Annotated in this window: 23 protein-coding genes and 1 pseudogene; 20 read left to right on the top strand and 4 right to left on the bottom strand. The window is 72.2% G+C overall.

Annotation, left to right across the window (positions count from 1 at the left end; translation table 11 throughout):
- The first annotated feature begins 224 nt into the window (after nt 1-224).
- The 9 genes from CC117_RS17445 to CC117_RS17405 all read left to right on the top strand — a co-directional run bounded on the left by CC117_RS17445 (nt 225) and on the right by CC117_RS17405 (nt 8,139).
- Complete coding sequence (locus CC117_RS17445; protein WP_071085450.1) at nt 225-920, top strand: NADPH-dependent F420 reductase; 696 nt, start codon at nt 225-227, stop codon at nt 918-920.
- 189 nt (nt 921-1,109) lie between these two features.
- Complete coding sequence (locus tag CC117_RS17440; protein ID WP_071085448.1) at nt 1,110-1,457, top strand: hypothetical protein; 348 nt, start codon at nt 1,110-1,112, stop codon at nt 1,455-1,457.
- 125 nt (nt 1,458-1,582) lie between these two features.
- Nucleotides 1,583-3,244: a M48 family metalloprotease gene (locus tag CC117_RS17435; protein WP_084132287.1), complete on the top strand. Its 1,662-nt coding sequence runs from the start codon at nt 1,583-1,585 to the stop codon at nt 3,242-3,244.
- 178 nt (nt 3,245-3,422) lie between these two features.
- A complete protein-coding gene (locus CC117_RS17430; protein WP_071085445.1) occupies nt 3,423-3,752 on the top strand; it encodes a hypothetical protein in 330 nt (109 codons plus the stop codon).
- A 47-nt stretch (nt 3,753-3,799) separates the two neighbouring features.
- A complete protein-coding gene (locus tag CC117_RS17425; protein ID WP_241830197.1) occupies nt 3,800-4,573 on the top strand; it encodes an SGNH/GDSL hydrolase family protein in 774 nt (257 codons plus the stop codon).
- Between the two features lie 81 nt (nt 4,574-4,654).
- Nucleotides 4,655-6,550, top strand: coding sequence for an erythromycin esterase family protein (locus tag CC117_RS17420; RefSeq protein ID WP_071085439.1), 1,896 nt, complete (start codon nt 4,655-4,657; stop codon nt 6,548-6,550).
- Between the two features lie 56 nt (nt 6,551-6,606).
- The gene (locus tag CC117_RS17415) at nt 6,607-6,990 is read left to right on the top strand and encodes an ArsR/SmtB family transcription factor (protein ID WP_071085498.1); all 384 of its coding nucleotides are present in this window, start codon (nt 6,607-6,609) and stop codon (nt 6,988-6,990) included.
- On the top strand, nt 6,987-7,496 hold the full coding sequence (locus CC117_RS17410) for an SRPBCC family protein (protein ID WP_071085437.1): 510 nt from the start codon (nt 6,987-6,989) through the stop codon (nt 7,494-7,496). The genes CC117_RS17415 and CC117_RS17410 overlap by 4 nt, the downstream gene beginning before the upstream one ends.
- Nucleotides 7,497-7,620: 124 nt before the next feature.
- Nucleotides 7,621-8,139: a nuclear transport factor 2 family protein gene (locus CC117_RS17405; RefSeq protein ID WP_321572620.1), complete on the top strand. Its 519-nt coding sequence runs from the start codon at nt 7,621-7,623 to the stop codon at nt 8,137-8,139.
- A 36-nt stretch (nt 8,140-8,175) separates the two neighbouring features.
- On the opposite strand, the gene CC117_RS17400 is transcribed toward CC117_RS17405, so the two are convergent.
- Nucleotides 8,176-9,129, bottom strand: a complete 954-nt coding sequence (locus CC117_RS17400) for an AraC family transcriptional regulator (protein WP_071085433.1) — start codon at nt 9,127-9,129, stop codon at nt 8,176-8,178.
- A gap of 102 nt (nt 9,130-9,231) precedes the next feature.
- Between CC117_RS17400 and CC117_RS17395 the strand changes: the two genes are divergently transcribed.
- From CC117_RS17395 to CC117_RS17380, 4 genes are all read left to right on the top strand, one after another.
- Nucleotides 9,232-9,924, top strand: a complete 693-nt coding sequence (locus CC117_RS17395; RefSeq protein ID WP_071085496.1) for an SDR family oxidoreductase — start codon at nt 9,232-9,234, stop codon at nt 9,922-9,924.
- Between the two features lie 410 nt (nt 9,925-10,334).
- Nucleotides 10,335-11,855: a CocE/NonD family hydrolase gene (locus CC117_RS17390; RefSeq protein ID WP_241830196.1), complete on the top strand. Its 1,521-nt coding sequence runs from the start codon at nt 10,335-10,337 to the stop codon at nt 11,853-11,855.
- 171 nt (nt 11,856-12,026) lie between these two features.
- Nucleotides 12,027-13,283 (top strand): amidohydrolase, encoded by a 1,257-nt coding sequence (locus CC117_RS17385; RefSeq protein ID WP_084132282.1) that lies wholly within the window; start codon nt 12,027-12,029, stop codon nt 13,281-13,283.
- Nucleotides 13,284-13,364: 81 nt separating this feature from the next.
- Nucleotides 13,365-14,486 carry an ArsR/SmtB family transcription factor gene (locus tag CC117_RS17380; protein ID WP_071085429.1) on the top strand — a complete coding sequence of 374 codons (1,122 nt, stop codon included), beginning with the start codon at nt 13,365-13,367 and terminating at the stop codon, nt 14,484-14,486.
- A gap of 23 nt (nt 14,487-14,509) precedes the next feature.
- Here the strand turns inward: CC117_RS17380 and CC117_RS17375 are convergent.
- Nucleotides 14,510-15,028: pseudogene (locus tag CC117_RS17375) on the bottom strand (SDR family NAD(P)-dependent oxidoreductase); the annotation flags it as partial.
- 177 nt (nt 15,029-15,205) lie between these two features.
- Here CC117_RS17375 and CC117_RS17370 point away from each other — a divergent pair.
- The 7 genes from CC117_RS17370 (at nt 15,206) to CC117_RS40575 (ending at nt 21,988) form a co-directional block, all read left to right on the top strand.
- On the top strand, nt 15,206-16,060 hold the full coding sequence (locus CC117_RS17370; RefSeq protein WP_071085427.1) for an SAM-dependent methyltransferase: 855 nt from the start codon (nt 15,206-15,208) through the stop codon (nt 16,058-16,060).
- 156 nt (nt 16,061-16,216) lie between these two features.
- Complete coding sequence (locus CC117_RS17365; RefSeq protein WP_071085425.1) at nt 16,217-16,651, top strand: Fur family transcriptional regulator; 435 nt, start codon at nt 16,217-16,219, stop codon at nt 16,649-16,651.
- A 128-nt stretch (nt 16,652-16,779) separates the two neighbouring features.
- A complete protein-coding gene (gene katG / locus CC117_RS17360; protein WP_071085423.1) occupies nt 16,780-19,038 on the top strand; it encodes a catalase/peroxidase HPI in 2,259 nt (752 codons plus the stop codon).
- Nucleotides 19,039-19,250: 212 nt separating this feature from the next.
- Nucleotides 19,251-20,129: an SAM-dependent methyltransferase gene (locus tag CC117_RS17355; protein WP_407673550.1), complete on the top strand. Its 879-nt coding sequence runs from the start codon at nt 19,251-19,253 to the stop codon at nt 20,127-20,129.
- Nucleotides 20,130-20,235: 106 nt separating this feature from the next.
- On the top strand, nt 20,236-20,949 hold the full coding sequence (locus tag CC117_RS17350) for an SDR family oxidoreductase (RefSeq protein WP_071085421.1): 714 nt from the start codon (nt 20,236-20,238) through the stop codon (nt 20,947-20,949).
- A gap of 70 nt (nt 20,950-21,019) precedes the next feature.
- Nucleotides 21,020-21,838, top strand: a complete 819-nt coding sequence (locus tag CC117_RS17345; protein ID WP_071085418.1) for an NAD(P)-dependent oxidoreductase — start codon at nt 21,020-21,022, stop codon at nt 21,836-21,838.
- A gap of 54 nt (nt 21,839-21,892) precedes the next feature.
- Complete coding sequence (locus CC117_RS40575; RefSeq protein ID WP_084132294.1) at nt 21,893-21,988, top strand: BBE domain-containing protein; 96 nt, start codon at nt 21,893-21,895, stop codon at nt 21,986-21,988.
- A gap of 38 nt (nt 21,989-22,026) precedes the next feature.
- On the opposite strand, the gene CC117_RS17340 is transcribed toward CC117_RS40575, so the two are convergent.
- Both CC117_RS17340 and CC117_RS17335 read right to left on the bottom strand, forming a co-directional pair.
- On the bottom strand, nt 22,027-22,971 hold the full coding sequence (locus tag CC117_RS17340; RefSeq protein WP_071085492.1) for an LLM class F420-dependent oxidoreductase: 945 nt from the start codon (nt 22,969-22,971) through the stop codon (nt 22,027-22,029).
- A gap of 483 nt (nt 22,972-23,454) precedes the next feature.
- Nucleotides 23,455-24,312: a sterol desaturase family protein gene (locus CC117_RS17335; protein ID WP_084132280.1), complete on the bottom strand. Its 858-nt coding sequence runs from the start codon at nt 24,310-24,312 to the stop codon at nt 23,455-23,457.
- Nucleotides 24,313-24,503: the final 191 nt, after the last annotated feature.

Here is a 24,503-nt window from a genome sequence, read left to right as displayed (position 1 = left end):
TCCCGCTCCGGTGGCTGTCGATCCGGACCGTGCCCAGTGCCGTGACCGACGTTCCGCTCAGGGCGGACGACCGGTACTGGATAACGGAAATTCAGCGCTATGAACATGGATTCCCCGGGTATCGGGTGGGACCCGGGGTCTCGCCGGCGCGAAACCGGCCTGCGACCGCGGTGGCGGCGGTTGGTCGGGGAATGGCGAGCGCGACGGGGGAAGTTGCACGGAGCATGACGACGCTGGGACTGATAGGCAGTGGAAACATCGGCGGAACTCTGGCGAGGCTTGCCGTGAACGCCGGTTATGACGTTGTGCTGAGCAACTCGCGCGGGCCGGAGACCCTGCAGGATCTGGTGTCCGAGCTCGGGCCGCACGCCCGGGCGGCGACGTCGGCCGAAGCCGCCGCCGCCGGCGACCTGGTGGTCGTGACGGTGCCGTTGCGGGCATACCTCGCCGTTCCGGTCGAGCCGCTCGCAGGCAAGGTGGTCATCGACACGAACAACTACTATCCGGAGCGCGACGGCACCATCGACGCCCTCGAGAACGAGTCGACCACCACGAGTGAGCTGCTCGCGGCACATCTGCCGACATCCAAGGTGGTCAAGGCGTTCAACAACATCTATTTCAGGCACCTGCTGACCCTCGCCCGGCCGAGTGGTGCCCCCGACCGCACGGCGCTGGCCATCGCGGGCGACGACGCGGACGCGAAGGCAACGGTGACCGCGTTCCTCGACGCCATCGGCTACGACGCCGTGGACGCCGGGCCGCTGTCCGAGGGATGGCGGTACCAGCGGGACACCGCCGCCTACGCGGGCCTCTACGCCGGTGGTGACGGCATCACCGGCGAACCTCACCCGACCGGCCCCGACACCGTGCGGACCGCGCTGGCCGCGGCGCGCCGTTACGCGGAGACGACCGCCGGCTGACGCCCGGCCACCGCCGAGCAGCGAAACGCACCGGGAGGGCCGCGGGCCGGTGGTCGCTWTGCTGATCAACACCGTCCCTGACGAGGGTCGAGGGATAGGGACACMTCGGCCGGCGGCAGCCCGCTGCCGGTCAGCGACACACCGGCAGCCAACGACACACTGGCAGCCAGTGCCACACCGGCTGGTGACGTGCCGGCGACCAGCACCTCCCCGCCGACCGCATCCGCGCTGGCGGGTGGCCAGCCGAGCCCGCCGACGGCGACCCCGCAGGCTGGAACAGGCCCACCCGGGGCCCGCTATGACGAGGCCGTCCGCTTCAGTTATCTGGACACCTGCCTCCGCAGCAGTGGGGGAAACCAGGCCTACTGCACCTGCACACTGCAGGCGCTGGAGAGCAGATACACCCAGGCGGACTATCTCCGGGTGAACGCGGCTCCGGATTCTCCCGAGGCCAGGCGGATCATCAAGGAGATCTACGCCGCCTGCCGCGCCCTGAGATCAGCGGCGCCCCTTCCCCCGGGGCAGCACGACGCGTAGGCAGCCCGGTCTCCACCTCCGAGCCACCGAGCACATCCGGACGAATTTGCTCCGCCTTGAGCGGGTTTCCGGTAACTTTGCGTGGCCTGATGGGGCGTCTGGGTTGTTTCCGGGGGGTGGGGCCCGTGACCAGTTATGTCTGGCGGCGTTCGATGGCCGCGCTGTCGGCGCTGGGCGGTGTGCTGATCCTGGCCTGCTGGCTGCTGGCGGCCGTCACGCCGGTGCCCGTCCTGGTGCCGGTGGCGATCCTGTTCGGCCTGACCGTCCTGCAGTTCCTGGTGGGTCCGCGCGTGATCGAGTGGCTCGTTCCGGCCCAGGAGCAGGCCAGCGACGGCGAACGGTACCTCAGCGACGAGCCGGTTGCCGGCATTGTCGCGCGGCAGTGCCGGCTGGCCGGCATTCCGCTGGTCCGRCTCGGGATCATCGAGGACGGTGACCCCAACGCCTTCACGTTCGGCCGGTCCCGGCGGGATGCCCGGGTGTGGATTTCCCGTGGCCTGCTCGACCGGTTGGACGAGCGTGAGGTCGAGGCGGTGGTGGCACACGAGATCGGCCACATCCGGCACCGCGACGTCGCCGTCATGACGGTACTTTCCGTGATCCCGGCGTTGATGTACTACGCCGGGGCCGGTATGCACAGCGGCAGCGACCAGTCCGGGGGCAACGACCCGGTCCGCCTGATCGGGGTCGCCGCCTACCTGCTCYCCGAGGTGGCGCTGCTGGCCTTCTCCCGCGCCCGCGAGCTCGGCGCCGACCACGCCTCCTGCGCGGCCACCGGCGACGGCGACGCCCTGTGCTCCGCTCTCGTCAAGATCGTGTACGGGATGAAGGAACGCGATCAGGACCTCGCCGCCCGCGTCCACGCGCTGCGGGAGAGCGACGAGAAGCGCGCGGCCCGCCGCCTGGCACGCCGAGAAAGCAGGGTCCGGGCCGTCGGAGCCCTCGGTATCGCCAGCGACGGGTCCGCGCCCTCCGTCGACATGGTCGGTCCGGATCTGCCACCGGAGCGGCTGGTCCGGGCGCTGCGCTGGGAGATCGCCAGCCCCTGGGCACGTTGGCAGGAGATCTTCTCGACCCATCCGCTCGTCGCGACCCGCATCGCCGCGCTTGAGGCGAGTGGCCTGCCGGGCGCGCCGCGGGTGTGGCGGGGGGCACGGGACGCGGCGCGGGTGAGCACCGGCGAACGGATCCGGGCCCGCGGGCAGTTCCTGGTGGAGCTGCCGATCCAGTTCGGCGGCTGGATCTGCCTGGGTGCGGCGCTGTTCCTCGGCCGGACGGGGCCTGACCGGGTAAACCCGGTGCTCGTCGCCGGCCTGCTGGCAGCCGCCGGGGTGCTGCTGGTGATCCGGGCCTGTCTGCGGGCCCCGCTCGGTGCCCCGGAGCCGATCGAGGCCGTCGTCGGGCTGCTCGACCGGCTCGATGCCGGCCCGCTCAGCGCGATCCCGGCCCGCCTGCGCGGGACGATCGTGGGCCGGGGTGGCTTCGCGGCCTCGCCCGACCTCGTCCTCGCCGATGAGAGCGGGACGGTGCCGCTTCTCTACCTCAACCCGGTGCCGGGCAGCCGGCTCCTGTTCGGGCTGACCCGTGCCGAGTCCTTCGTCGGCACCGAGGTCGAGGTGACGGGCTGGTACCTGCGGGCACCCAGCCCGTACGTCGAACTGCGCAGGGTCAGTTCGCTCGGCGAGGCCCCGGCCGGGACGGCCCGCTGCTGGCTGTTCGCCGCGCGCTACCTGACCTCCGCCGCGGTGCTCATCGTCAGCGCGCTGCTGTTCGCGTACGTGTCCTGAGCCGCGTCGCGTACGTGTCCTGAGCCGTACACCGGACATCCCAAGGATCTTCTGGCGGAGCTCTAAGGATCCGTTAGGGCTGGCGTTCTGTGATGGTGGCGGCCGGCGGCGCCGCGCCGCGACGCCCGCCGCGCCGCTCCCGGAGAAGCCGAGCTGTTCGCGGAGAAGGAGCCCAGCCATGAGCATCAGGGACCGTTGGCTGCTGCGGCGCCACGCCGAGCGGCGGACCGTGCTGGACCGTGAGGCGACACCCGACGACCTCGGCGACCTGCGCCGCTTCGTCGGGGAGCACCGGGGCGTCGAGTTCTTCGCCGAACCCGAGACGACCGCCACCGACGCCACGGTGGTCGCGGTCGACGGCGACGGCGCCTGGATCAGACGCCGGGTCGGCAGCCCGGCCGTGGCCCGCCGTCTCGCCCGTGACCTCGGGATCCCGGTGTACGACGCGGCCGTGGTCGGCTACCCGCGACGTATGAAGGAGTGGAACCGAACCAACCGCCCGGCGTGAGCGAGAACCGACGTCCAGGCCTGGTCCCAGGCGGGCGGTATGTGGCGATGGGCAGCTCCTTCGCCGCCGGATCAGGCATCGGCCCCGACATCAGCGACGGCTGCCTGCGCTCGGCGCGCAGCTACCCGCGCCTGCTCGCGGCCCGACTCGGGCTCGCCCTCACCGATGTCACCTGCGGCGGTGCCACCATCGCGAACCTGCTCGCCACCCCGCAGGACGGGCACCCGCCGCAGCTCGAGGCGGTGACGGCCGACACCGGGCTGGTCACCATCACGGTCGGCGGCAACGACCTGGGGTACGCCGCAGCCGCGCTGCTCTGCGCCGACGCGGCGACGACCGGCCGACCGTGGACAGGCCTCCCCCACCCGACCGAGACCGCCGCCGCGGCGGCAGCCCTGCGCAGAGGCCTCGTCCAGCTGATCACGACGATCGCCGCCACCGCCCCGGGCGCACGGGTGTACCTGGTCTCCTACCCGCGGCTGTTCCCGGATCCGCCGGTCACCTGCACGGGTAACAACATCAGCGGCCCGGACAGCGAGACGATCGCCGCGATCGGGCTCGCCCTCGACACCGTCTTCCAGCACGCCGCCGCCGACACCGGCACACCACTGGTGGACGTCTACGCCGCCAGCGCCGGGCACGACATCTGTGCCGCGCCGGGCAGCCGCTGGGTGGAGGGCTCCGACGCCACGGGCATCGGCTACCACCCGAACGCCACCGGCATGGCCGCCATCGCCGCCCTGGTCGCGGACGCGCTCACCCGGCCCGCGACCACCCCCGACCGCACGGGCAGAACGGCGCGGGACGGGCACAACAGGTAGTGCCGTGACGGGCAGGTAGGTAGGGAGGGAGGGAGCCGGCAGCCGCGGCCGGCAGACCAGCAGAGACGGACGGGGAGATCGATGTCGACGATGTCACCCGGGCACGACACGACTGGCGGTCAGGTGTTCCGTGACCGCCGCGAGGCGGGCCGGTTCCTGGCCGGCCTCCTCGAGCGGTACCGGTGCGACCCGGCGGTACTGGTGATGGGTGTGGCCCCGGGCGGCCTGACGGTCGCGTTCGACGTCGCGCGGGAGCTGTGCGCGCCGCTCAACCCGCTGGTGGTCAGAAAACTGATGGTCGGGCAGCTCCCGACGACGCCCCCGCGTGGGGCAGCTGGGCTGGCGCTGGGCGCGGTGGCTGGCGGCGGCACGGTCGTTCTCAACGACGACGTCGTCCGGGGGCTGCGGCTGGCACCGGAGCTGATCGAGCGGCTTGTCGAGATCGAGCACCGCGAGCTGCGGCGCCAGGAGGAGGAGCTGCGGTCCGGGCTCCCGCCCGCCGAGCCGGCGGGGCGGACGGTGATCCTTGTCGACGACGGGCTGTCGACCGGTGTCGCGCTGCACGCCGCCGTGCTCTCCCTGCGCCGGGCGCGGACGGGCCGGATCGTCGTAGCGGTGCCGGCGGCGCCCGCCTCCAGCTGCCAGCTTCTCGACGCGCTGGCCGACGGGGTGGTCTGCGCGACCACCCCGTCGCCCTGTTCCGCGGTGGGACCGTCGTCCTGGGGCGGTGTCGCGAGCAGGGACACGGGGGTCCGTGATCTGCTCCGCGCGGCCTCAGCGACACGGTTGCCAGCCGGCTCCGGGGTCTTCCGCACCGATCCGGCGATCGTGCGCGCCGAAGCCGTCGCCGCCGGCGGCGGGATCCCTCCGGACGACGCGCTGTTCGCCCTGGTCGGCGACGCGGACGTGGTGCTGCTCGGCGCGGCGGCCCACGGCACCTTCGAGTTCCACGCGGCCCGGGCGGCGATGACCCGGCGGCTGATCGAGGAACGCGGGTTCACCGCGGTGGCGGTGCCGGCGGACTGGGCGGACGCCTCGCAGGTGAACCGTTTCGTCCGCGGTCTCGGTGCGCGCGCGGACGGTCCGAGCGAGTCGCGCGTCACGGCGGACGTGGCCGTCGCGACGGCCGGAACGCACGCGGCGGGTGGCACGGACGTGAACGCGGAGGATGCACTCCGGGCGTTCGCGCACTTTCCCGACTGGATGATGCGCAACCGGGTCATGGCCGACTTCGTCGCCTGGTTGCGGGAGCGCAACGACCGGTTCGGCGGGTACGAGCCCGCCAAGGCCGGTTTCTACGGGCTGTGGACCGACGAGGGCACAGCGGACGCGGACCCGCGTCACCCGATCTTCGGCGGCAGCACGACCCGGTGGAACGCGGGTGAGCGGCGGATGGCCGACGACCTCGACGACCTGATGGCCCGGCTGGCCCACCACCGCTCGGCCCCGGCGAAGATCGTGGTCTGGGCGCACAGCTCCCATGTGGGCGACGCGGCGGCGACGGAGCTGGCCGCGCTCGGCCGGGTCAGCCTCGGGCAGATCGTCCGGGCGCGGTACCCGGGGCGCTGCCGCCTCGTGGGCCTCACCACCTACGCCGGGGCGGTGACCACCGCGGAGAACCGGGGCAGCCCCGCCACCAGCACGGAACTCAGCCCGGCCCTCCCCGGCAGTCTGGAGGAAATCTTCCACGAGGTCGGCGAGACGGACTTCCTCATCGCACCCCACGGCCGCTCCTGGGCCGCCGAGGCACTGGCCTCGGCCCGGCTGCAGCGGGCGGTCGGCATCCTGCACTGCGCCGACAGGGATCCCCGGGACGGCTACTTCCGGGCCCGGGCCGCCGACCAGTTCGACGCGATGATCCACATCGATCGGACACACCCGCTGCGTCCCCTGGACGAGCCCACCGCCCCCGACGCCCCCGACGCCCCGGCGAGGGAACCCTCGCACCCGGCCCGGGCCGGCGGCCCGACACGCTGACCAGGCCGGCGGCGCCGGTAAGACCGAATTGGTAACCTATGGGTTACCCTTTCGGCGTGGACGTCTTCGCCGCGCTCGCGGACCCGGTGCGGCGGGCGTTGCTCATCCAGCTCACCGGCGGGCCACAGCGAGTCGTCGACCTCGCCGCGGCGCAYCCCGTGTCCCGCCCGGCGATCAGCAAGCATCTGCGGCTGCTGACCGGCGCGGGGCTCGTCCAGGTCACCGACCACGGCCGGGAACGCCACTACGCGCTCCGGCCAGCCGGGCTGGCCGACGTCCGCGCGTTCCTCGGCCAGCTGGCCTCCCCCACCGCATCCGCCCTGCTCAGCGGCAATGCCCTTGACGCCCTCGACACCGAGATCCGGCGTACCACCCGCGACCGCCGGGCCGCGGGCCACGACCGCCACGACCGCCACGAACCAGACCAGGAGACCGCGTGACCTCGACCCCCGCCCCAGCGCCCACCGGCCGGCTCGAGCAGCGCGGCGAGGGGCATGTTCTTCTCCTCACCCGTGCCTTCCGCGCACCTGTGGAGGACGTCTGGGCCGCCGTCACCGAACCGGACCGGCTGGCGCGCTGGATCGGCACGTTCACCGGCGATCCGGCCGCCGGCCGTGTGATGTTCCAGATGACCGCCGAAGAGGGCGCAACACCCGAGGAGATGGAGATCCGGGAATGCACTCCCCCGCACACCCTGAAGGTGACCGCGCACGCCGGTGACGACCACTGGCTGCTCGACCTCGAGCTCACCGAGAACAACGGCATCACGACTCTGACCTTCTCCCAGCCCGGTATCGACCCCGCCGCCGCGGAGAACATCGGGCCCGGCTGGGAGTACTACCTGGACCGGCTGGTCGCCGCGGAGTCCGGCGGCGATCCGTCCACGATCGACTTCGAGCGCGACTACTACCCGGCGATGCTGGAGTACTACCAGAAGCAGCTCTGACAACAGTCCGAACAGTCCGAGTTGTCACGCCTCCGGCGTGGGTCACCGTCCCACCCGGGCGGGTCCCTCCGTGGATCATCACCGGTCGGGAAAGACGCGCGCCGGACCGCCCCCGGCAGCCAGAATGACGCCTGAGTACCAGGCCAGCGGAGCCGAGACCAGGCTGGCGGAGCCGAGGTCCGGGCTGGCGGAGGTACCGGCGGGAAAAGTCGGCGCAGGAGAGGCGGCCATGGACGACATCGAGGCGATCAGGCAGCTCAAGGCCCGGTACTGCCGACTGCTCGACACGAAGGACTGGGACGGTTTCCGCGAGCTGTTCACCGACAAGGCGGTGATGGACACGACGAGCTCCGGCGGCAACGCCCTCACCGGTGGTGACGCGATCGTGGACTTCGTGCGCCGGGCCCTCACGGAGGCGGTGACCGTCCACCACTGTCACACCCCTGAGATCACCGCCACCGCGCCGGACATGGCGACCGGGATCTGGGCGATGGAGGACCGGGTCCGTTTCCCCGACGGTACCGACCTGACCGGCTACGGCCATTACCACGAGACCTACACGAAAACCGACAGCACCTGGCAGATCAGTTCCCTGACCCTGACCCGCCTGCGCGTCGACTTCGCCCGCCCCGACAGCGCCTGACCGCCGGCAGCACCCGACCGCCGGCAGGCCGGTCGATCACGGTCGGGGCACTCCGACGGGGGTGGATGTGGGGGTACGGACGGCGGCCCGGTACCGGCCGGGGGGCTGGGCGCGGGCGCGGTGGAAGGCACGGTTGAAGGCGTAGACGGAGGTGTAGCCGACCGAGCGGGCGATGGTCTCCAGGGTGTCGTCGGTGTCGCGCAGCCGGCGGGCGRCCAGGTCCATCCGCCACCGGGTCAGGTAGGCGCCGGGAGTCTCGCCGAGGACCGCGGGGAAGCGGCGTGCCAGGGTCGCGCGGGACACCGCGACCTCGCCGGCGAGTGCCGCGGTGGTCCAGGCACGAGCGGGGTCCTCGTGCAGCCGCGCGACGGCGGCGCCGACGACCGGGTCGTCCAGCACACCCAGCCAGGACGCCCCGGCCCGCTCCGGGTCGGTCGCGAGCCACCCCCGCAGCAGCTGCACGAGCAGGATGTCGACGAGGCTGTCGAGGACGACCGCCGTCCCCAGCTGGGGCCGGGCCAGCTCCCGGGCGAGCAGCCGGACAGTGTCCTCCAGGCATCCACCCCCGTTCTCCGCACGGAGGTGGACAAGCGCGGGGAGCAGGGCGAACACCTGCGTCGTCACCGCCGGGTCGTGCTGGTAGTGCGCGCACAGGATGTGGGTGCGGACGGGCCCGGACCCGATCCGCACGGCGCCGGCCGCGGTCCGCTCATAGCCGTCGGAGGCGTTCGCGCCGGTGCGGGCGAGCGCGCGCGGGTCGCTCGCCAGGACGTGCTCGGCGCCGCCGGGGAGCAGCACGACATCCCCGGGCATCAGCTGGCACGGCGGGTGGCCGGGGCGCCCCAGCCAGGCGGTTCCCGAGGTCACCGCGTGGAACGCCGCGCCGGGCGTCGCCTCGGCCCACCACCCCCAGTCCTCCCCCGCGTCGATGCGGGCCGCGATGGTCCCGCGGACACCGGACACGGCGAGCACGTCCGCCAGTACGTCCATGCGAAGCAGTATCGACCACCGGCAGGGTGTGCGACAAACAGACATCAAACTGAGCCTTGCAGGCATCTACAGGCTCATTTCCTGAGTCATACGGTGCTGGTCATGGACCTTTCAGGAAGCATCGCCCTCGTCACCGGCGCCAACCGCGGTCTGGGCCGCCACTTCGCCGCCCAGCTGCGTGACCGCGGCGCGGCGAAGGTCTATGCGACGGCACGCGACCCCCGAGCGGTCGACCTGCCCGGCGTCGAGGTGCTGCGGCTCGACATCACCGATCCGGATTCGGTCGCCGCGGTCGCCGCGGCCGCCTCCGACGTGACAGTTCTGATCAACAACGCGGGGGTTTCCACAGCGCAGAACCTCGTCACCGGCGATCTGGACCGGATCCGCCTGGAGATGGACACCCATTTCTTCGGCACGCTGTCGATGGTCCGTGCCTTCGCGCCCGTACTCGCCCGTAACCGCGGCGGCGCGGTGCTGAACGTCCTGTCCCGCCTGTCGTGGCTGTCGTTCGTCGGCGCGAACGCCTACAGCGCGGCGAAGGCCGCCGAGTGGAGCCTCACCAACGGCATCCGCCTGGAGCTGCGGGAGCAGGGCACCCTTGTCACCGGCCTGGTGCTCAGCAGCACCGACACCGACATGATGGCCGCCTGGGACATCCCCAAGAACGATCCGGCGGACGTCGTCCGCGCCGCGCTCGACGGCCTTGTGGCCGGCCAGGTCGAGGTCATCGCCGACAGGGAGAGCGCCGAGGCCAAGGCAGCGCTGAGCACCGACCCGAGTCTGGTGTACCCGTGAGCGACCAGCGGTGGAGCGACTTCCATGCCTTTTCCGCGAAACTGACCGCCCTGACACATTCAGGCCCCGCCGTCCGCCGCCCAAATCAGCCGGAACGTTCCATCAGCCAGCGCCGCCATTGAATTACATCGCCACAATGCGCGGATGCGTTCGAGCGCTGTCAGGATGGTTTCCTCGCGACCGGTCGGCTGCGGGAAAACAAGGGAACGCATTCGTCCCCGGAGCAGGGATACCGAGATGGTGCGACTCCCGGCGGGACGAAAGGTACTCGTATGGGCTTACCAAGGTGGCGACGGGCGCGTTCGGAACGCATTGCCCTGTCGGTGTCGGCCGGGATGCTGGCAGTGGCCGCCGGTGCCGGTGGGTGTCAGGTTCCGGTGCCGCCCCCGGGCGGCGGGAGTGGCGGCGGCGTGAGCGGACCGCTGTCGGCGGCCACCCAGGCGTGGTGGGCGTACGACCGGCCGGCCGACTTCGGCTCGGTGACGACGAACGTCACCGTCCCGATGCGGGATCAGACACCGCTGGACTGTCTGCTGGTGCGCCCGGCGCAGGACGGCGCCGCCGCCACCGGCCGGTTCCCGGGGCTGGTCGCCGAGTTCACCCCGTACGCCCTCATCCGGTCCACGTTGGAGGGCGAGGCGAAGTACTTCGCCGAACACGGCTACAACGTGCTGGTCTGCAACCTGCGGGGAACCGGTGCCTCCGGCGGGACCTGGCAGCACGCGATGTCCTCCCAGGATGGCAGGGACGCCCACGACCTCGTCGAATGGCTCGCCACCCAGCCGTTCGGCAACGGTGACGTCGGGATCTACGGCGAGAGCTACGGCGGCCAGACAGCGCTCGGGGCGGCGGTCGAGGCACCCCCGCACCTGCGGACCGCCGTGCCCATGCAGGCGCCGTCCGCACTGTACGACGACGTGATCTACCCCGGCGGGGTCAAGACCACCGAGCGCGGCACCATCGACACATGGCCCGACGGCGCCGCCGTGCTCAGCGGCGGYCGGATCGACGCCGACGCCGAATACGCCGCCAACCGGGCGCATCCCACCTTCGACGCCTACTGGCAGGACCGTTCGTTCGCCGGCAGGTACAACGCCATCCGCGTACCGATGCTCATGGTGGGCGGCTGGAACGACCAGTTCTTCCGCGCCGGCACCATCACCAACATCGAGAACACGGCCGACCGGACCTGGGCCATCTACGGTCCGTGGGCGCATTCCATGCCGTTCCGGTTCGCCAGCTACCCGAACCCGCCGGCGGAGGCTCTGTCCCCAGGGCTGCTGCTCGCCTGGTTCGACCGCTGGGTGAAGAAGCTGCCGAACGTCCCCGTGCCGGCCCGGCCGACCTTCGTCAGCTATGAGGGCCCGACCGGCAGCGGTACCGGCTGGCGGCAGCTGACCCGCTGGACGCCGGCGGGTACCACCCCCCTGGTTCTCTCCCTCGGCGCGGACGCGACCCTCACTCCGGTCGGTGGCGCTGGCAGCGGGCCGGGTGGCACGGTCGGCTTCACCCAGCCGGCCGACCCGACCAGCCCGGGTGGCTCGGCCACCTTCACCACGGCGCCCCTCCCCAGCCCACAGGTGCTGATCGGACGGCCCCGGCTGACCCTGCGCGCGACCCTGTCCGGGCCCGACGCCAACCTGTACGCCGAGCTGCTCGATGTCGCCCCCGACGGCACCAGTGTCCTGGTCAACAACGGCTTCCTGCGCGCCAGCCACCGCTCGTCGCACGTCACTCCGACGCCGGTCACGCCGGGGCAGCCGACGACGTTCACCGTCGACATCCKCGCCCAGCACCACCGCTTCGCCGAAGGCCACCGCCTCGCGCTGCGTCTGTCCGGCGGAGCGGCGAACACGCTGACCCCGAACCCGTCCCCCGTCGACGTCACGCTCCTCGCAGGGATCTCCACCCTGCGGCTCCCCGGCCTGTGATCGGGTCGGACACGCCTCGATCCCGGCGGTTACCCGCGGCGCGGTAACTCCCCGCCGGTGGCGCGGGCATGGGCGCAGTATCGGCATCAGTGGCGACACGGCGCGAGCAGGCAGGCGCGCACCGTTCACCTTCTGTGGCCGGTTGTGTGTCTCCTCCTGATGGGAGCCCCCATGCCCGCGATCACGCCGACGTCCCCGACCCCCTCTCTGGAAATGCTCACCGCCCAGCTCACCGCGCTGCGCCCGCGCATGGACGCGGTGAGCCTGGCGATCCACGCCTGTCCGGAGCTGAAGTTCGCCGAGTTCCACGCCCAGGCACTGCTCAGTGGCTGGCTGGCCGAGGCGGGCTTCTCGCTGCTGCTGCCCGCCGGCGGGCTGAGCACGGCGTTCGTGGCCACGCACACCGGGAGCCGGCCCGGGCCGTGCGTCGCCGTCCTCGCCGAGTACGACGCGCTGCCCGGCATCGGACACGGCTGCGGCCACAACCTGATCGGCGCCGGCGCGGCGGCCGCCGCGATCGCTGTCGCCCGCGCGCTGCCCGACCACCCCGGCACGGTGCTGCTCGTCGGCACGCCCGGAGAGGAGATGGGCGGCGCCGGCAAGGTCCGGCTCGCCGCGGCCGGCGTGTTCGACGACGTGGACGCCGCGGTCATGTTCCACCCCGGAGACCACTCGCTCACCGGCCGGCCCGGCCTGGCCGCCGCGCATCTGCGCGTCGCGTTCACCGGGCTGAGCGCGCACGCCGCCGTCTCCCCCTGGCGGGGCCGCAGCGCGCTGGCGGGCGTCCAGGTGTTCCTGACCGCGCTGGACGCGCTGCGTCAGTTCATCCCACCGACCGCCCGGGTCCACGGCGTCGTCTCGGACGGCGGCCAGGCCCCCAACGTCGTCCCGGCACACGCCGCGGTCGACCTGTACGTCCGCGACCGCACCGCCGTCTCGGCCCGTGAGCTGGTCGGACGGGTCCGGCAGGCGGCGGCGGGCGCCGCGCTCGCCACCGGCACCGAGGTCGACGTCTCCGAGACCGGCCCGCTGTACGAGGAGCGGCGCAACAACACGGTGCTCGCCGAACGCTTCGCGACGGCGGTGCGCGCCCTCGGTGTGGAGATCGCCCCCGGCGACCCGGACAGCCCCGCCGGCTCGTCCGACATCGGCAACCTGTCGCAGCTCATGCCGGTCATCCACCCGTACATTCAGGTCGCCGAGACGGGGACGCCCGGCCATTCGGACGCGATGCGCGAGGCCGCCGCGACACCGTTCGCCCACGACCGCACCCAGGTGGCGGCCGCCGGGCTGGCCCGGGTGGTCGCCGACCTGCTCACCGAACCGGAGCTGCTCACCGCCGCCCGCGAGGAGTTCACCGGCGCGCGCCAGGATCCGCGTCAGGAACCTCGCCGGGAGCTCAGCGGCGCGGCACAGCACGGCCGATGAGATCATCATCGACATGACCGGGATGGCGAATCCGCCAGCCGGGGCCGGCGAGACCCGCCATGCACGACCGGTCGGCCCGCCGTGTCCGTAGTGATCGTCCTCGCGGGGGGCGGCGCCGACCGGTTCACCGTCGCCGTACCCCCGCTGGCGGAACTCGTCGCGAGCCTGCACGTGCTCACCGGAATCGAGCACCATCCCGAGCACACGTCCTGGGCCGAGCAGGTGCTGCGCAGCGCCCCCTCCGACTTCCGCACCGGGCTGCGCCGGTTCACCCCGCTGTGGACGGCGCTGCGCTGGCGCGCCTTCTACCCGGAATCGGGCGGTGGGTCAGGGCCGGGGGGACCGGTGGCGGGGCTGAGCCTGGACGAGTTCGCCCGCCTCACCGCCTACACCTGCGCCAGCGGCTATCACGGCTTCGCGTTCGACCGCGTCCGCCACTGCCCTGAGCAGGCAGCCGTGCTGCGGCAGGCGGCCGGCGCGCTGCCCGAGCCGCACCTCGCCCTCGCAGAGGATCTGCTGCGCGACGCGGAGGCGCTGCGTACCGACCTCATCGCCTTCCTCGACCTGTGCCCGCGCGTGTACTTCGCCGACCTGTGGGCCGGTACCCGCCCCGTCCTCGCCCGCGCCGCCGACCGGCTCCGGCGACGCCTCGCCGACGAGGGGCCGGCGTCCGCGCTGATGTCTCTCAGCCCGTCCACCGCCCGCCTCGTCACCGCGCCGACCAACCGGACCAACCCGGCCACGACGGCTGGTCCGACAGCGACGGCCGGGCCGGTGCGGGTGGTCCTCGACAAGGTGCACCATGCGGTGATCAGCCCGGCCCGCGGCCCCGTCCTGCTGATCCCCACCCGGTACGGCGCCCCGCACCTGCTGGTCAAGAACGAGCCGGGGCTGCCGCCCGTCGTGCACTTCCCCGTCGACGCCCCCGATGTCGGCGCCACCCTCGCCCGCAGCCGGCTGCTCGCCCTCACCGACCCACGCCGGATGCGGCTGTGTCGGCTGATCGCCCGCCAGGCCATGACCACCGCCGACCTGGCGGACCGGCTGTCGATGACCCGCCCGCAGGTCTCCCGCCACCTGCGGCATCTGCGCGAGCTGGGCCTCGTCCGGGTCGAGCGCAACGGCCACTACGTCCACTACGCGCTCGACCTGGCCGCCGTCGAGAACATCGGCCGCGACACCGTGACCGCCCTCCAGTACTGACCCAGCGGCCCACCGGCGCCGGATCAGGCGAGGGTGGCCGCGCGGCCGGTGTGGAGGGTCTGCTCGGAGACGTCCCAGAGCCGCGCGGCGGCCTGCGGGTCGAGGGCGTAGGGCGTCACGCCGTTGCGGGCGCTCAGCACGCCGACCTCAGCCTCGTTGCAGTCCTCGAAGTAGCGCCCGCCGACCCCGGCGAGCAGCGGGGACACCGCGACCAGGATGGACGTCGCGGCGCCCTGCTCCGGGGTCTTCCATTTCACGTCGCCGCCGGCGGCGACGCGCAACCGGTCCAGTTCCTCGTCGGAGACATGGCGCTGCAGGTTCGTGCGGATGCCGCCGGGCATCAGCGCGTTCACGGCGATGTCGTCGCCGGCCCACCGCCGGCTGGCCTCGACGGCGAACAGCACGTTGGCCGTCTTCGACTGGCCGTAGGCCGACCACGGATCGTAGGGGCGCCGCTCGAAGTGGATGTCGTCGAAGACCACTGGCGAGAGGTGATGCGCGCTGGAGCTCACCGACACGACGCGTGCGCCCGCGGCGGCGACCGCGCCCAGGTCGGACGCCTGCTCGATCTCGTCCTGGACGGACTGCGCCCGCACCGCTGAGGGCGCCTGGCCGCCCACCGGGACGATCCGCTCCATCCGACCGAAGGGCACAGAGGCGCCCGGGGCGAGCGATAGGGTGCACTCCGCATACAGACGTTGTCTTGAAATGGGGGATTCGTGACCTTAGGTAACGAGCCTGTCGGAGGCCACAGCCTGGTCGCGGCAGACGGAACGACGCTGGACGTCGACCTGCAGACCGACATTCCGCACCCGGCGCRGGTCTACGACTACATCCTCGGYGGGACGGAGAACTTCCCGGCGGACCGGGCCGCGGCCGGAGAATTCAGCAGAAGCCTGCCGAACCTGCCGACGTCCATGCGGGCGAACCGGAACTTCATGGCCCGGATGGCTCGCGCCCTGGCCGCCGAGCACGGTATCCGGCAGTTCCTCGACATCGGCTCCGGGCTGCCGACAGCGCCGAACCTGCACGAGGTCGTCCAGCAGGTCGCCCCGGAATCGCGGGTCGTCTACGTCGACAACGATCCCATCGTGCTGGTGCACGCCCGGGCCCTGCTCACCAGCACTCCCGAAGGCCGCACCGCCTATCTGGACGCCGATCTGAGCAGGCCGGACGAGATCCTCGGGTCCGACCAGCTGCAGGAGACGCTCGACCTGAGCCGGCCGGTGGCGGTCAGCCTCCTCGCGGTCGTGCACTTCATTCCCGACGACGGCGTCGTGCAGAAGGTCATCGACCAGCTCATGGCTCCGCTGCCGTCGGGGAGCATTCTCGCCGTGTCCACGACGACGGCCGACTACTCACCGGAAGAGGTGCACGCGGGCGTCGCCGCCTACCGGGCCAGCGGCATCCCGCTGACCGCCCGGGACCGGAAGGGTGTCGAGGCCTTCTTCGCGGGGCTGGAACTCCTGGACCCCGGGGTCACGCTCGTCCACCGCTGGCACCCCGACGCCGATGCGGCCACGTACACCGACAGCCAGGTCTACATGTACGGCGGAATCGCCCGCAAGCCGTAGCCACCCGCGCCCGGACGTCGTCCGCTCGGGGCGAGCCCGACGTCCGGAGCACTTCTCCGAGCCCGGCGGGCGACACGGCTCGCCCCTCCCGGCACTCCCGAAAGATCTTCGATCGTTTTCTTGACTGGTTCAGGAAAAGAGCGCACCGTACTAGCCATGACGTCGCCCGCGGACCTCCAGCAGCTGCTGCGGGGGGTCGCGCTGCGCGTCACCCGTCCTCGGGTCGCGGTCCTCGGTGCGGTGCACGCGCATCCGCACGCCGACACCGAATCGATCATCTCCGCCGTGCGCGAGGAGCTCCCCGACGCCTCCCACCAGGCCGTCTACGACTCGCTGCGGGTCCTCACGAACGCGGGCCTGGTGCGGCGCATCCAGCCGGCCGGCTCGGTGGCCCGCTACGAGTCGCGGGTCGGCGACAACCACCACCACGTCGTCTGCCGGTCCTGCGGCGCCGTCTCGGACGTCGACTGCGCCGTCGGCGACGCCCCCTGCCTGACCGCGTCCGACGATCACGGGTTCTCGATCGACGAGGCCGAGGTCGTCTACTGGGGCCTCTGCCCCGCCTGTTCCACAGCCGGCAGTCGTCCCTGACCAGGTAGTCGTCCCTGACCAGCAGCAGCGAACCAGCACCGCACGATCCCCCAGCCAGCAGGCCCCGAACACACCGGACGTCTCTGAAACGCCACGATCATTGTTGATCAACGTGCCCGGAGGGTGCAATGTCCGAGAACACCGCCCACGACAAGGCCGAGGTATTCCCGACCGACACCGAGAGCAACGAGCGTTGCCCGGTCGCGCACGGGCGCGCCCCGCACCCCACCCAGGGGGGTGGTAACCGCGGCTGGTGGCCGAACCAGCTGAACCTGCGGATTCTCGCCAAGAACCCGGCCGTGGCGAATCCCCTGGGCGCTGACTTCGACTACGCGGCGGCGTTCGGCACCCTCGACCTCCCGGCCGTGAAGCAGGACATCGCGCAGGTCCTGACCACCTCGCAGGACTGGTGGCCGGCCGACTTCGGCCACTACGGCCCGTTTGTCATCCGGATGGCCTGGCACGCCGCCGGCACCTACCGGATCAGTGACGGCCGCGGTGGCGCCGGCTCCGGCCAGCAGCGTTTCGCGCCGCTCAACAGCTGGCCGGACAACGCGAACCTGGACAAGGCCCGCCGCCTGCTCTGGCCGGTCAAGAAGAAGTACGGCCAGGCGCTTTCCTGGGCGGACCTGCTCGTGCTCGCCGGCAATGTCGCGCTGGAGTCGATGGGCTTCACCACCTTCGGTTTCGCCGGCGGCCGGCCAGATGTCTGGGAGCCCGACGAGGACGTCTACTGGGGCCCGGAGCAGACCTGGCTCGGCGACGAGCGCTACACCGGTGACCGGGAGCTCGAGGAGCCGCTCGGCGCGGTCCAGATGGGCCTGATCTACGTCAACCCGGAGGGCCCGAACGGCACGCCGGACCCGCTCGCCGCGGCCCGCGACATCCGCGAGACGTTCCGCCGGATGGCGATGGACGACACCGAGACCGTCGCCCTGATCGCCGGCGGCCACACCTTCGGCAAGACCCACGGCGCGGCGAACCCCGACGAGTACGTCGGCGCCGAGCCCGAGGGCGCCCCGCTGGAGGAGCAGGGCCTCGGCTGGAAGAACAGCTTCGGCACCGGCAAGGGCGGCGACACGATCACCAGCGGCCTCGAGGGCATCTGGACGAACACCCCGGTGACCTGGGACAACAGCTTCTTCGAGATCCTTTTCGGCTACGAGTGGGAGCTGACACGCAGCCCCGCAGGGGCGTACCAGTGGAAGCCGGCGGACGGCGCGGGCGCCGGGACTGTCCCGGACGCGCACGACCCGTCCCGGACCCACGCGCCGACGATGCTGACGACGGACCTCGCGCTGCGCGCCGACCCGGTCTACGAGCCGATCTCGCGGCGCTTCCTGGAGCACCCGGAGGAGTTCGCCGACGCGTTCGCCCGCGCCTGGTTCAAGCTGACGCACCGCGACATGGGCCCGATCGCGCGTTATCTCGGCCCGGAGGTCCCGGCTGAGACGCTGATCTGGCAGGACCCGGTGCCGGCGGTCGACCACGAGCTCGTCACCGCCGAGGACGTCGCCGACCTCAAGGCTCGCGTTCTCGCCTCGGGCCTGTCGGTGTCGCGGCTGGTCAGCGTGGCGTGGGCGTCCGCCTCGACGTTCCGCGGCGGGGACAGGCGCGGCGGCGCGAACGGGGCGCGCATCCGGCTGGAGCCGCAGCGCGGGTGGGAGGTGAACGAGCCCGACGAGCTCGCCGTGCTCCTGCGCACCCTGACGGAGATCCAGGAGAGCTTCAACGCGGCGCAGACCGGCGGCCGGCGGATCTCGCTCGCCGACCTGATCGTGCTCGCGGGTGCCGCCGCGGTCGAGCAGGCCGCGCGCGACGCCGGTGTCGAGGTGGCCGTCCCGTTCACACCCGGGCGGACGGACGCCTCGCAGGAGCAGACGGACGTCGAGTCGTTCGTCCCGCTGGAGCCGACCGTGGACGGGTTCCGCAACTATGTCGGCAAGGGCCACCGCCTGCCGGCCGAGTTCCTCCTCGTCGACCGGGCGAACCTGCTGACCCTGAGCGCACCGGAGCTGACCGTCCTCGTCGGCGGCCTGCGCGTCCTCGGCGCGAACCACCGGCAGTCGCCGCTCGGCGTGCTCACCTCCACCCCGGGGACTCTGTCGAACGACTTCTTCGTCAACCTCCTCGACCTGGGCACCGTCTGGGCGCCCGCGGCAGGCGACGCGGGTGTCTTCGAGGGCCGGGACGCCGCGACCGGCGAACTGCGCTGGACGGCGAGCCGCGTCGACCTCGTCTTCGGGTCGAACTCGGAGCTGCGGGCGCTGGCGGAGGTGTACGCGAGCGACGATGCCCGGGAGAAGTTCGTCCGCGACTTCGTCGCGGCCTGGGTGAAGGTGTCGAACCTCGACCGGTTCGGCCTCGCCCCTGCCGCCACGCCCTGAGCGGGCTCCGAGGGCCCTCCGAGGGCCCTCGGAGGGCCGGACAGCCCTGATCCGTGCCGCCCGGGCGGGCCGCCCCGCAGGCAGCGACGCCCGGCGGCACGGACCGGCCGACCCGCGTCCGGCCCCCCCGGACCGGGTGATGGCAGAGGTCTGCTAGAAAGCGGCAGGCGCCACATGTGAACGGCGTTCTCTCAAATCAGACGGGGGTAGTCGTGACTGACGGCGACGACGCTGGTCAGGACATCGGCTCGGTGGTGGGCTGGATTCCTTTGAGCTCGGCGGTGGACTGGGCTCCTCCGAACGTCGACCTGAAGAGCGACGTGGCGCATTCGGCCCGGGTCTACGACTACATCCTCGGCGGCAAGGACAACTTTCCCGCCGACCGCGCGGCGGCCGGCGAGTTCACCAGGAGCCTGCCGAACCTGCCGACGTCCATGCGGGCGAACCGGAACTTCATGGTCCGGTCGGCCCGCGTCCTCGCCGCGAAGCACGGTATCCGGCAGTTCCTCGACATCGGGACCGGGCTGCCGACAGCGCCGAACCTGCACGAGGTCGTCCAGCAGGTCGCCCCGGAATCGCGGGTCGTCTACGTCGACAACGATCCCATCGTGCTGGTGCACGCCCGGGCCCTGCTCACCAGCGCCCCCGAAGGCCGCACCGCCTATCTGGACGCCGACTTCACCGACCCGGGCGCCATCCTGGAATCCGAGCAGCTGCGGGACACCTTCGATCTGCGCCGGCCCGTCGCACTGAGCCTGATCGCGATCGTGCACTTCATTCCCGACGACGGCGTCGTGCAGACCGTCATCGACCAGCTCATGGCGCCGCTCCCACCGGGCAGCATGCTGGCGCTCACCACCACCACGGCGGACTTCACCCCCGACGAGGTGAACGCCGGTGTGGCTGCCTACCGGGCCAACGGCATTCCGCTGACCGCGCGGGACCGGGGCACCGTCGAAGGCTTCTTCAAGGGCCTGGACCTGCTCGACCCGGGTGTCGTGCTCGCCCACCGCTGGCACCCTGACGAGGAGGCGGCCGCGCTGAGCGACCGGCAGGTCTACATGTACAGCGGCGTCGCCCGCAAGCCGTAGCCACCCGCCTGAGAGCGTTCGACCCGCTCGGGCCGCACCTGTCACCGGACGTCCCGCTAACGTGCCCTGAGGGATGAATGCGGGTCGTCGGACGGGAGACGGGTAGATGAGCGAGGTCGCGATCGTCACAGGGGCCGCGGGCGGCATCGGGGAGTCGGTCGCGCGCCAGCTGGCGGCCGGCGGCACGCACTGCGTCCTCGTCGACCGCAACCCGGCGGTGACGGACGTCGCGGCCTCCCTCGGCGGCGAGGCGCTCGTCGGTGACCTGACCGACCCCGACCTCTCGCTGCGGATGGTCGCCGCCGCCGGTGACCGGCTGGACCTGCTCGTTCTCAACGCCGGACACAACTCGGTGGACAAGGACCCGGCGACCATGGATCTCGGCCGCTACCAGGCGGTCGTCGGGGTCAACCAGCACTCCGTGGTGTACGGGCTGCGCGCGGCGCTCCCGGTGATGCGCCGCCACGGCGGCGGCTCGATCGTGGTCACCGCCTCGCACGCGGCGCTGCGGGGCGTCGAGCAGGACCCGATCTACACGATGACCAAACATGCCGTCATCGGCCTGGTCCGGGCGCTGTCCGAGCCGCTCGCGCGGGAGGGGATCCGCCTCGGCGCGGTCTGCCCCGGGCTCGTCGACACCCCGCTGACCGCTCCGGGGCGTGAGCGGTTCCAGGCCGCGGGCATCCCCATGCTGACCTCGGACGACGTGGGCGCCGCGATCGTCGAGCTGCTGCGGGCCGGCGAGCCGGGTACCGAGCTCGTCCTGACGCCGGGGCGCGCGCCCATGAGGTACGTCCCCACGCCCCTGGACCTGGGCTGATACCTGGGCGATACCGGGCCGATCGGTCGAGGCGGCTCCTTCCAGGACGAGACCAACAGGGGAGATCGGGATGAAGGTCGGATTCATCGGTCTGGGCAGCATGGGCCTGCCGATGGCACAGCGGATCCTGTCCGCGGGCCATGAGCTCGCCCTGTACGCCCGCCGGGAAGCCACGCTGGCGCCGTTCGCCGGTACGGAGGCCACCGTCGCCTCGACCCCGGCGGCTCTCGGAGCGCAGATCGACGCGGTCGGCGTCTGCGTGTTCGACGCGGCCGGCGTCGAGGAGGTCCTCTTCGGCGCTGACGGCATCGCCACCACCGCCCGCCCCGGCACCGTCGTGCTCGTGCACAGCACCGTCTCGCCCCTGCAGATCCGCGCCATCGCCGTACGGGCTGGTGAGGCTGGCCTGCGCGTTCTCGACGCCCCGGTGAGCGGTGGCGCTCCGCGCGCCCTCGCCGGCGAGCTGACCGTCATGATCGGAGGCGACGCCGGTGCCCTCGCCGACGTCACCGAGCTGCTGGCGGCGTTCTCGAACCACGTCGTGCACCTCGGCGCGGTCGGCACGGCCTCGGCCGCAAAGCTCATCAACAACACGCTGCTCGCCGCCCAGATCGCGCTCGCGGACCAGGCGATGGTGGCCGGGAGCTCCCTCGGTGTCGACCCGGAGGGCCTCGCGTCGGTCCTGCTGACGAGCAGCTCGTCCTGTGTCGGCTCCGGGGTGCGGCTGCGCGCCGGCTCGCTGGCCGCTGTCGCCGGGACGCCCGCCGGGCCCACGCTCGCCAAGGACGTCGTCCTGACGGCCGAGATCCTCGCGACGGCCCCGGGCCACGAGATCGTCGACGTCGCGCAGCGCCTCGTCACCGCGATCGGGAGCGTCGGGAAGAGCTGACCCCGTAGCGGCTCGGCGGCGAACTTCACCGAGCGGCGCCGCCCCGGTGCGGACCTGTTCGGCACCGGGACGTACCAGCGACTCCGCCAGGTGAAGGCCACGTTCGACCCCGGGGACGTCGTGCGGGCCAACCACCCCGTCGAGGCCTGACCGGCTCCGCCCGACGGCGACGGGATCAGGGGCAGGGCTCAGGGCGCGGCGAGGGCCGACACGGCGTCCGCGACGTCCGGGCCGCTGTTCATGAGAGCGAGCACAGGGGTGGTGATCCCGTGGTCGACGTACCGCTGGAGACCGGCCCGGCACTGCTCCGCCGTCCCGTGCACGATCAGGTCGTCGACGACCTCGTCCGGGATGGCGGCCAGCGCGCCCCTGCGGTCCCCGGCCTCCCAGGCCTCCCACATGCCCGCCAGGGCCGCCTCGCGGCCGAGCCAGACGTGGAACTGCCGGTACACCGGCACCGTGAGGTAGGCGGCGACCAGCTGCCGCAGCGCCGGACGGGCCCGCTCCCGGTCACCGTCGTGGACGTACACGAAGATCCGGGCGATCACCTCGGCGTCCGGGCCGTGCTCACGCACGTGCGGGAGGACGGTGTCGCAGTCGTCCGGCGAGAGCCAGTTGAGGATGACTCCGTCGGCCTCGCGGCCGGCGAGCTCCAGCATCCGTGGCCGCAGCGCCGCCACCATGATCTTCGGCGGGGTCGGCAGGGCGACGCCGAGCCGGAAACCGCGCACCGTGAAGGAGGGGAACTCCTCGTTGATCTTCTCACCGGCGAACGCCCGGCGCAGGAAGCGGACGGTGTCCAGCACCCGCTGGTAGGGACGGGTGAACGGGACGGAGTTCCAGTTCGAGACGATCACGTTCGACGAGGTGCCCAGGCCGAGGACGAACCGGCCCGGAGCGGCCGCCGCCAGCGTCGCCGCGGTCTGGGCGAGCAGTGCCGGGCCCCGCGTGTACACCGGGAGAATCGCGCTGCCCAGCCGCAGCCGCGGCTCGGCGGCCGCGAGCGCCAGCGGGATGATGCCGTCGGTCGCTGTCGCCTCGGAGGACCAGACGTCGGTGAACCCGAGGTCGGCGAGGCGCCCGCACCACGCCGGCAGCTCTGGCAGCGGCACGCCCGGCAGCGGGATCGTCATCCCCCAGCGCCGCGCGGCCACCTCCCCGTTCCCGTCTGCCGCCGCGCCACTGGCGGTCGCCGTCGCCTTCGCTGCGGCCTTCRCCGCTGACGCCGCCGCTGCGGCCGCGGCCGCCGGCCCGGTCGCCGAGGCGGTCGCGTCCCCGTTCGCGGCCACCGACACCGTCGCGTTCGGGGCGGCAACCGTGGTGGTGTCCTGGCTGCCGGTGAGTGTGCTGTCCGTCTGCTCGCGCGTCGTCCGAGTCACGGACGCAGTATTGCGGGTACCCACCCGCGCATGCTCGCTCATGGAGACGCCACCAGCACCGAGCGGAGCCGACTCACCCCACCTCACCAGGGCAGCTGTCTCTTCTGGCCGGGCCAGGAAAAGGAGCGCCGAGACCGCCCGAACCACGCGGACGGCACGCGACCGCGTGGAGTCGGCGGGTGGTGGCTCAACTGGACCAGACCGGCTGGCCGCCGCGCGTGACCCATGTGTGACCCGTCACGTCCGGGGCTCGGGCTCGAGGTGCGTCACGGCCCCCGCCCGCGGGCGGAAGGGGGCGGCGAGCTGGCCGAGCCAACTCGCCGGCAGTTCCTGCCCGATCCCGTAGCGGATAGGCATCGCGGCCGGGAGATGTGCGGTGCGGAAAAGCCAGTCCCATACGGACAGCACAGCACCGTAGTTGCGGTTGAYGGCCGCCGGTTCCAGCGCGTGATGCCAGTGGTGAAACGCGGGGGTGACGAAAACCGAGCTGAGCGGCCGCAGGATGATGCGGGTGTTCGCATGGGCCAGGAACGGAAAGTAGAACTGGAAGACCAGGAAAGCCGCGGAAAAGGTCACGTCGAAACCGATCGCATACACCGGGACGACGGTCACGACCAGGTTTATGATCTGGTCGAGTGGGTGGCCACGACTGGTGGAGAGCCAGTCCAGGTCGGTGCTCGAATGGTGCACCGCGTGCAGCCGCCACAGCACCGGAACCTCGTGGAGCGCCCGGCGACCGGCGTAGTTCGCCAGATCGGCCAGCAGGACCAGGATGACGAACTGCAGCCAGCCGGGCTGACCCAGCACGATCCGCCGCAGCACCTCGGRCACGGCGGCGTGCAGTGCGGGCCCGAGCAGACCGAGCAGACCGAGCAGCAACGCGAAGGCGATGGTGATCGGCAGCCGGTTGGCGAAGCTGTGCACCACGTCGACGAGCCAGTCCCGCCGCGGTGGCCGCCGGACCAGCGGAACCAGCTGTTCGAGCGGCACGAAGACGGGCGCGCAGATCACGAACCCGATGAGCAGCTGCGGCCGTTCCAGCACACCGACCGCCACCGCCGCGATCGTGATCGTCATGGTCACGGCGACCGACATGTCATCCTCTCGCGGCTGCCGTTGCGGAGCTGGTGACGGGCTGATGCCGCCGGCCGGCGGCGCGCCCGTGGGACCGCGGTGTGCCGCGCCGCCCCGGCATCAGCCCGACGCGGTGCTTCTACCTGACGGGGGGATAGATCACGATCGGACCGTCCTTGATCGGGCCACCGGTGCCGCCGATCGGCACGATC

The sequence above is a fragment of the Parafrankia colletiae genome, from assembly GCF_001854655.1.
Lineage (GTDB): Bacteria > Actinomycetota > Actinomycetes > Frankiales > Frankiaceae > Parafrankia > Parafrankia colletiae.
This window is presented reverse-complemented; position numbering and strand designations above follow the sequence as displayed.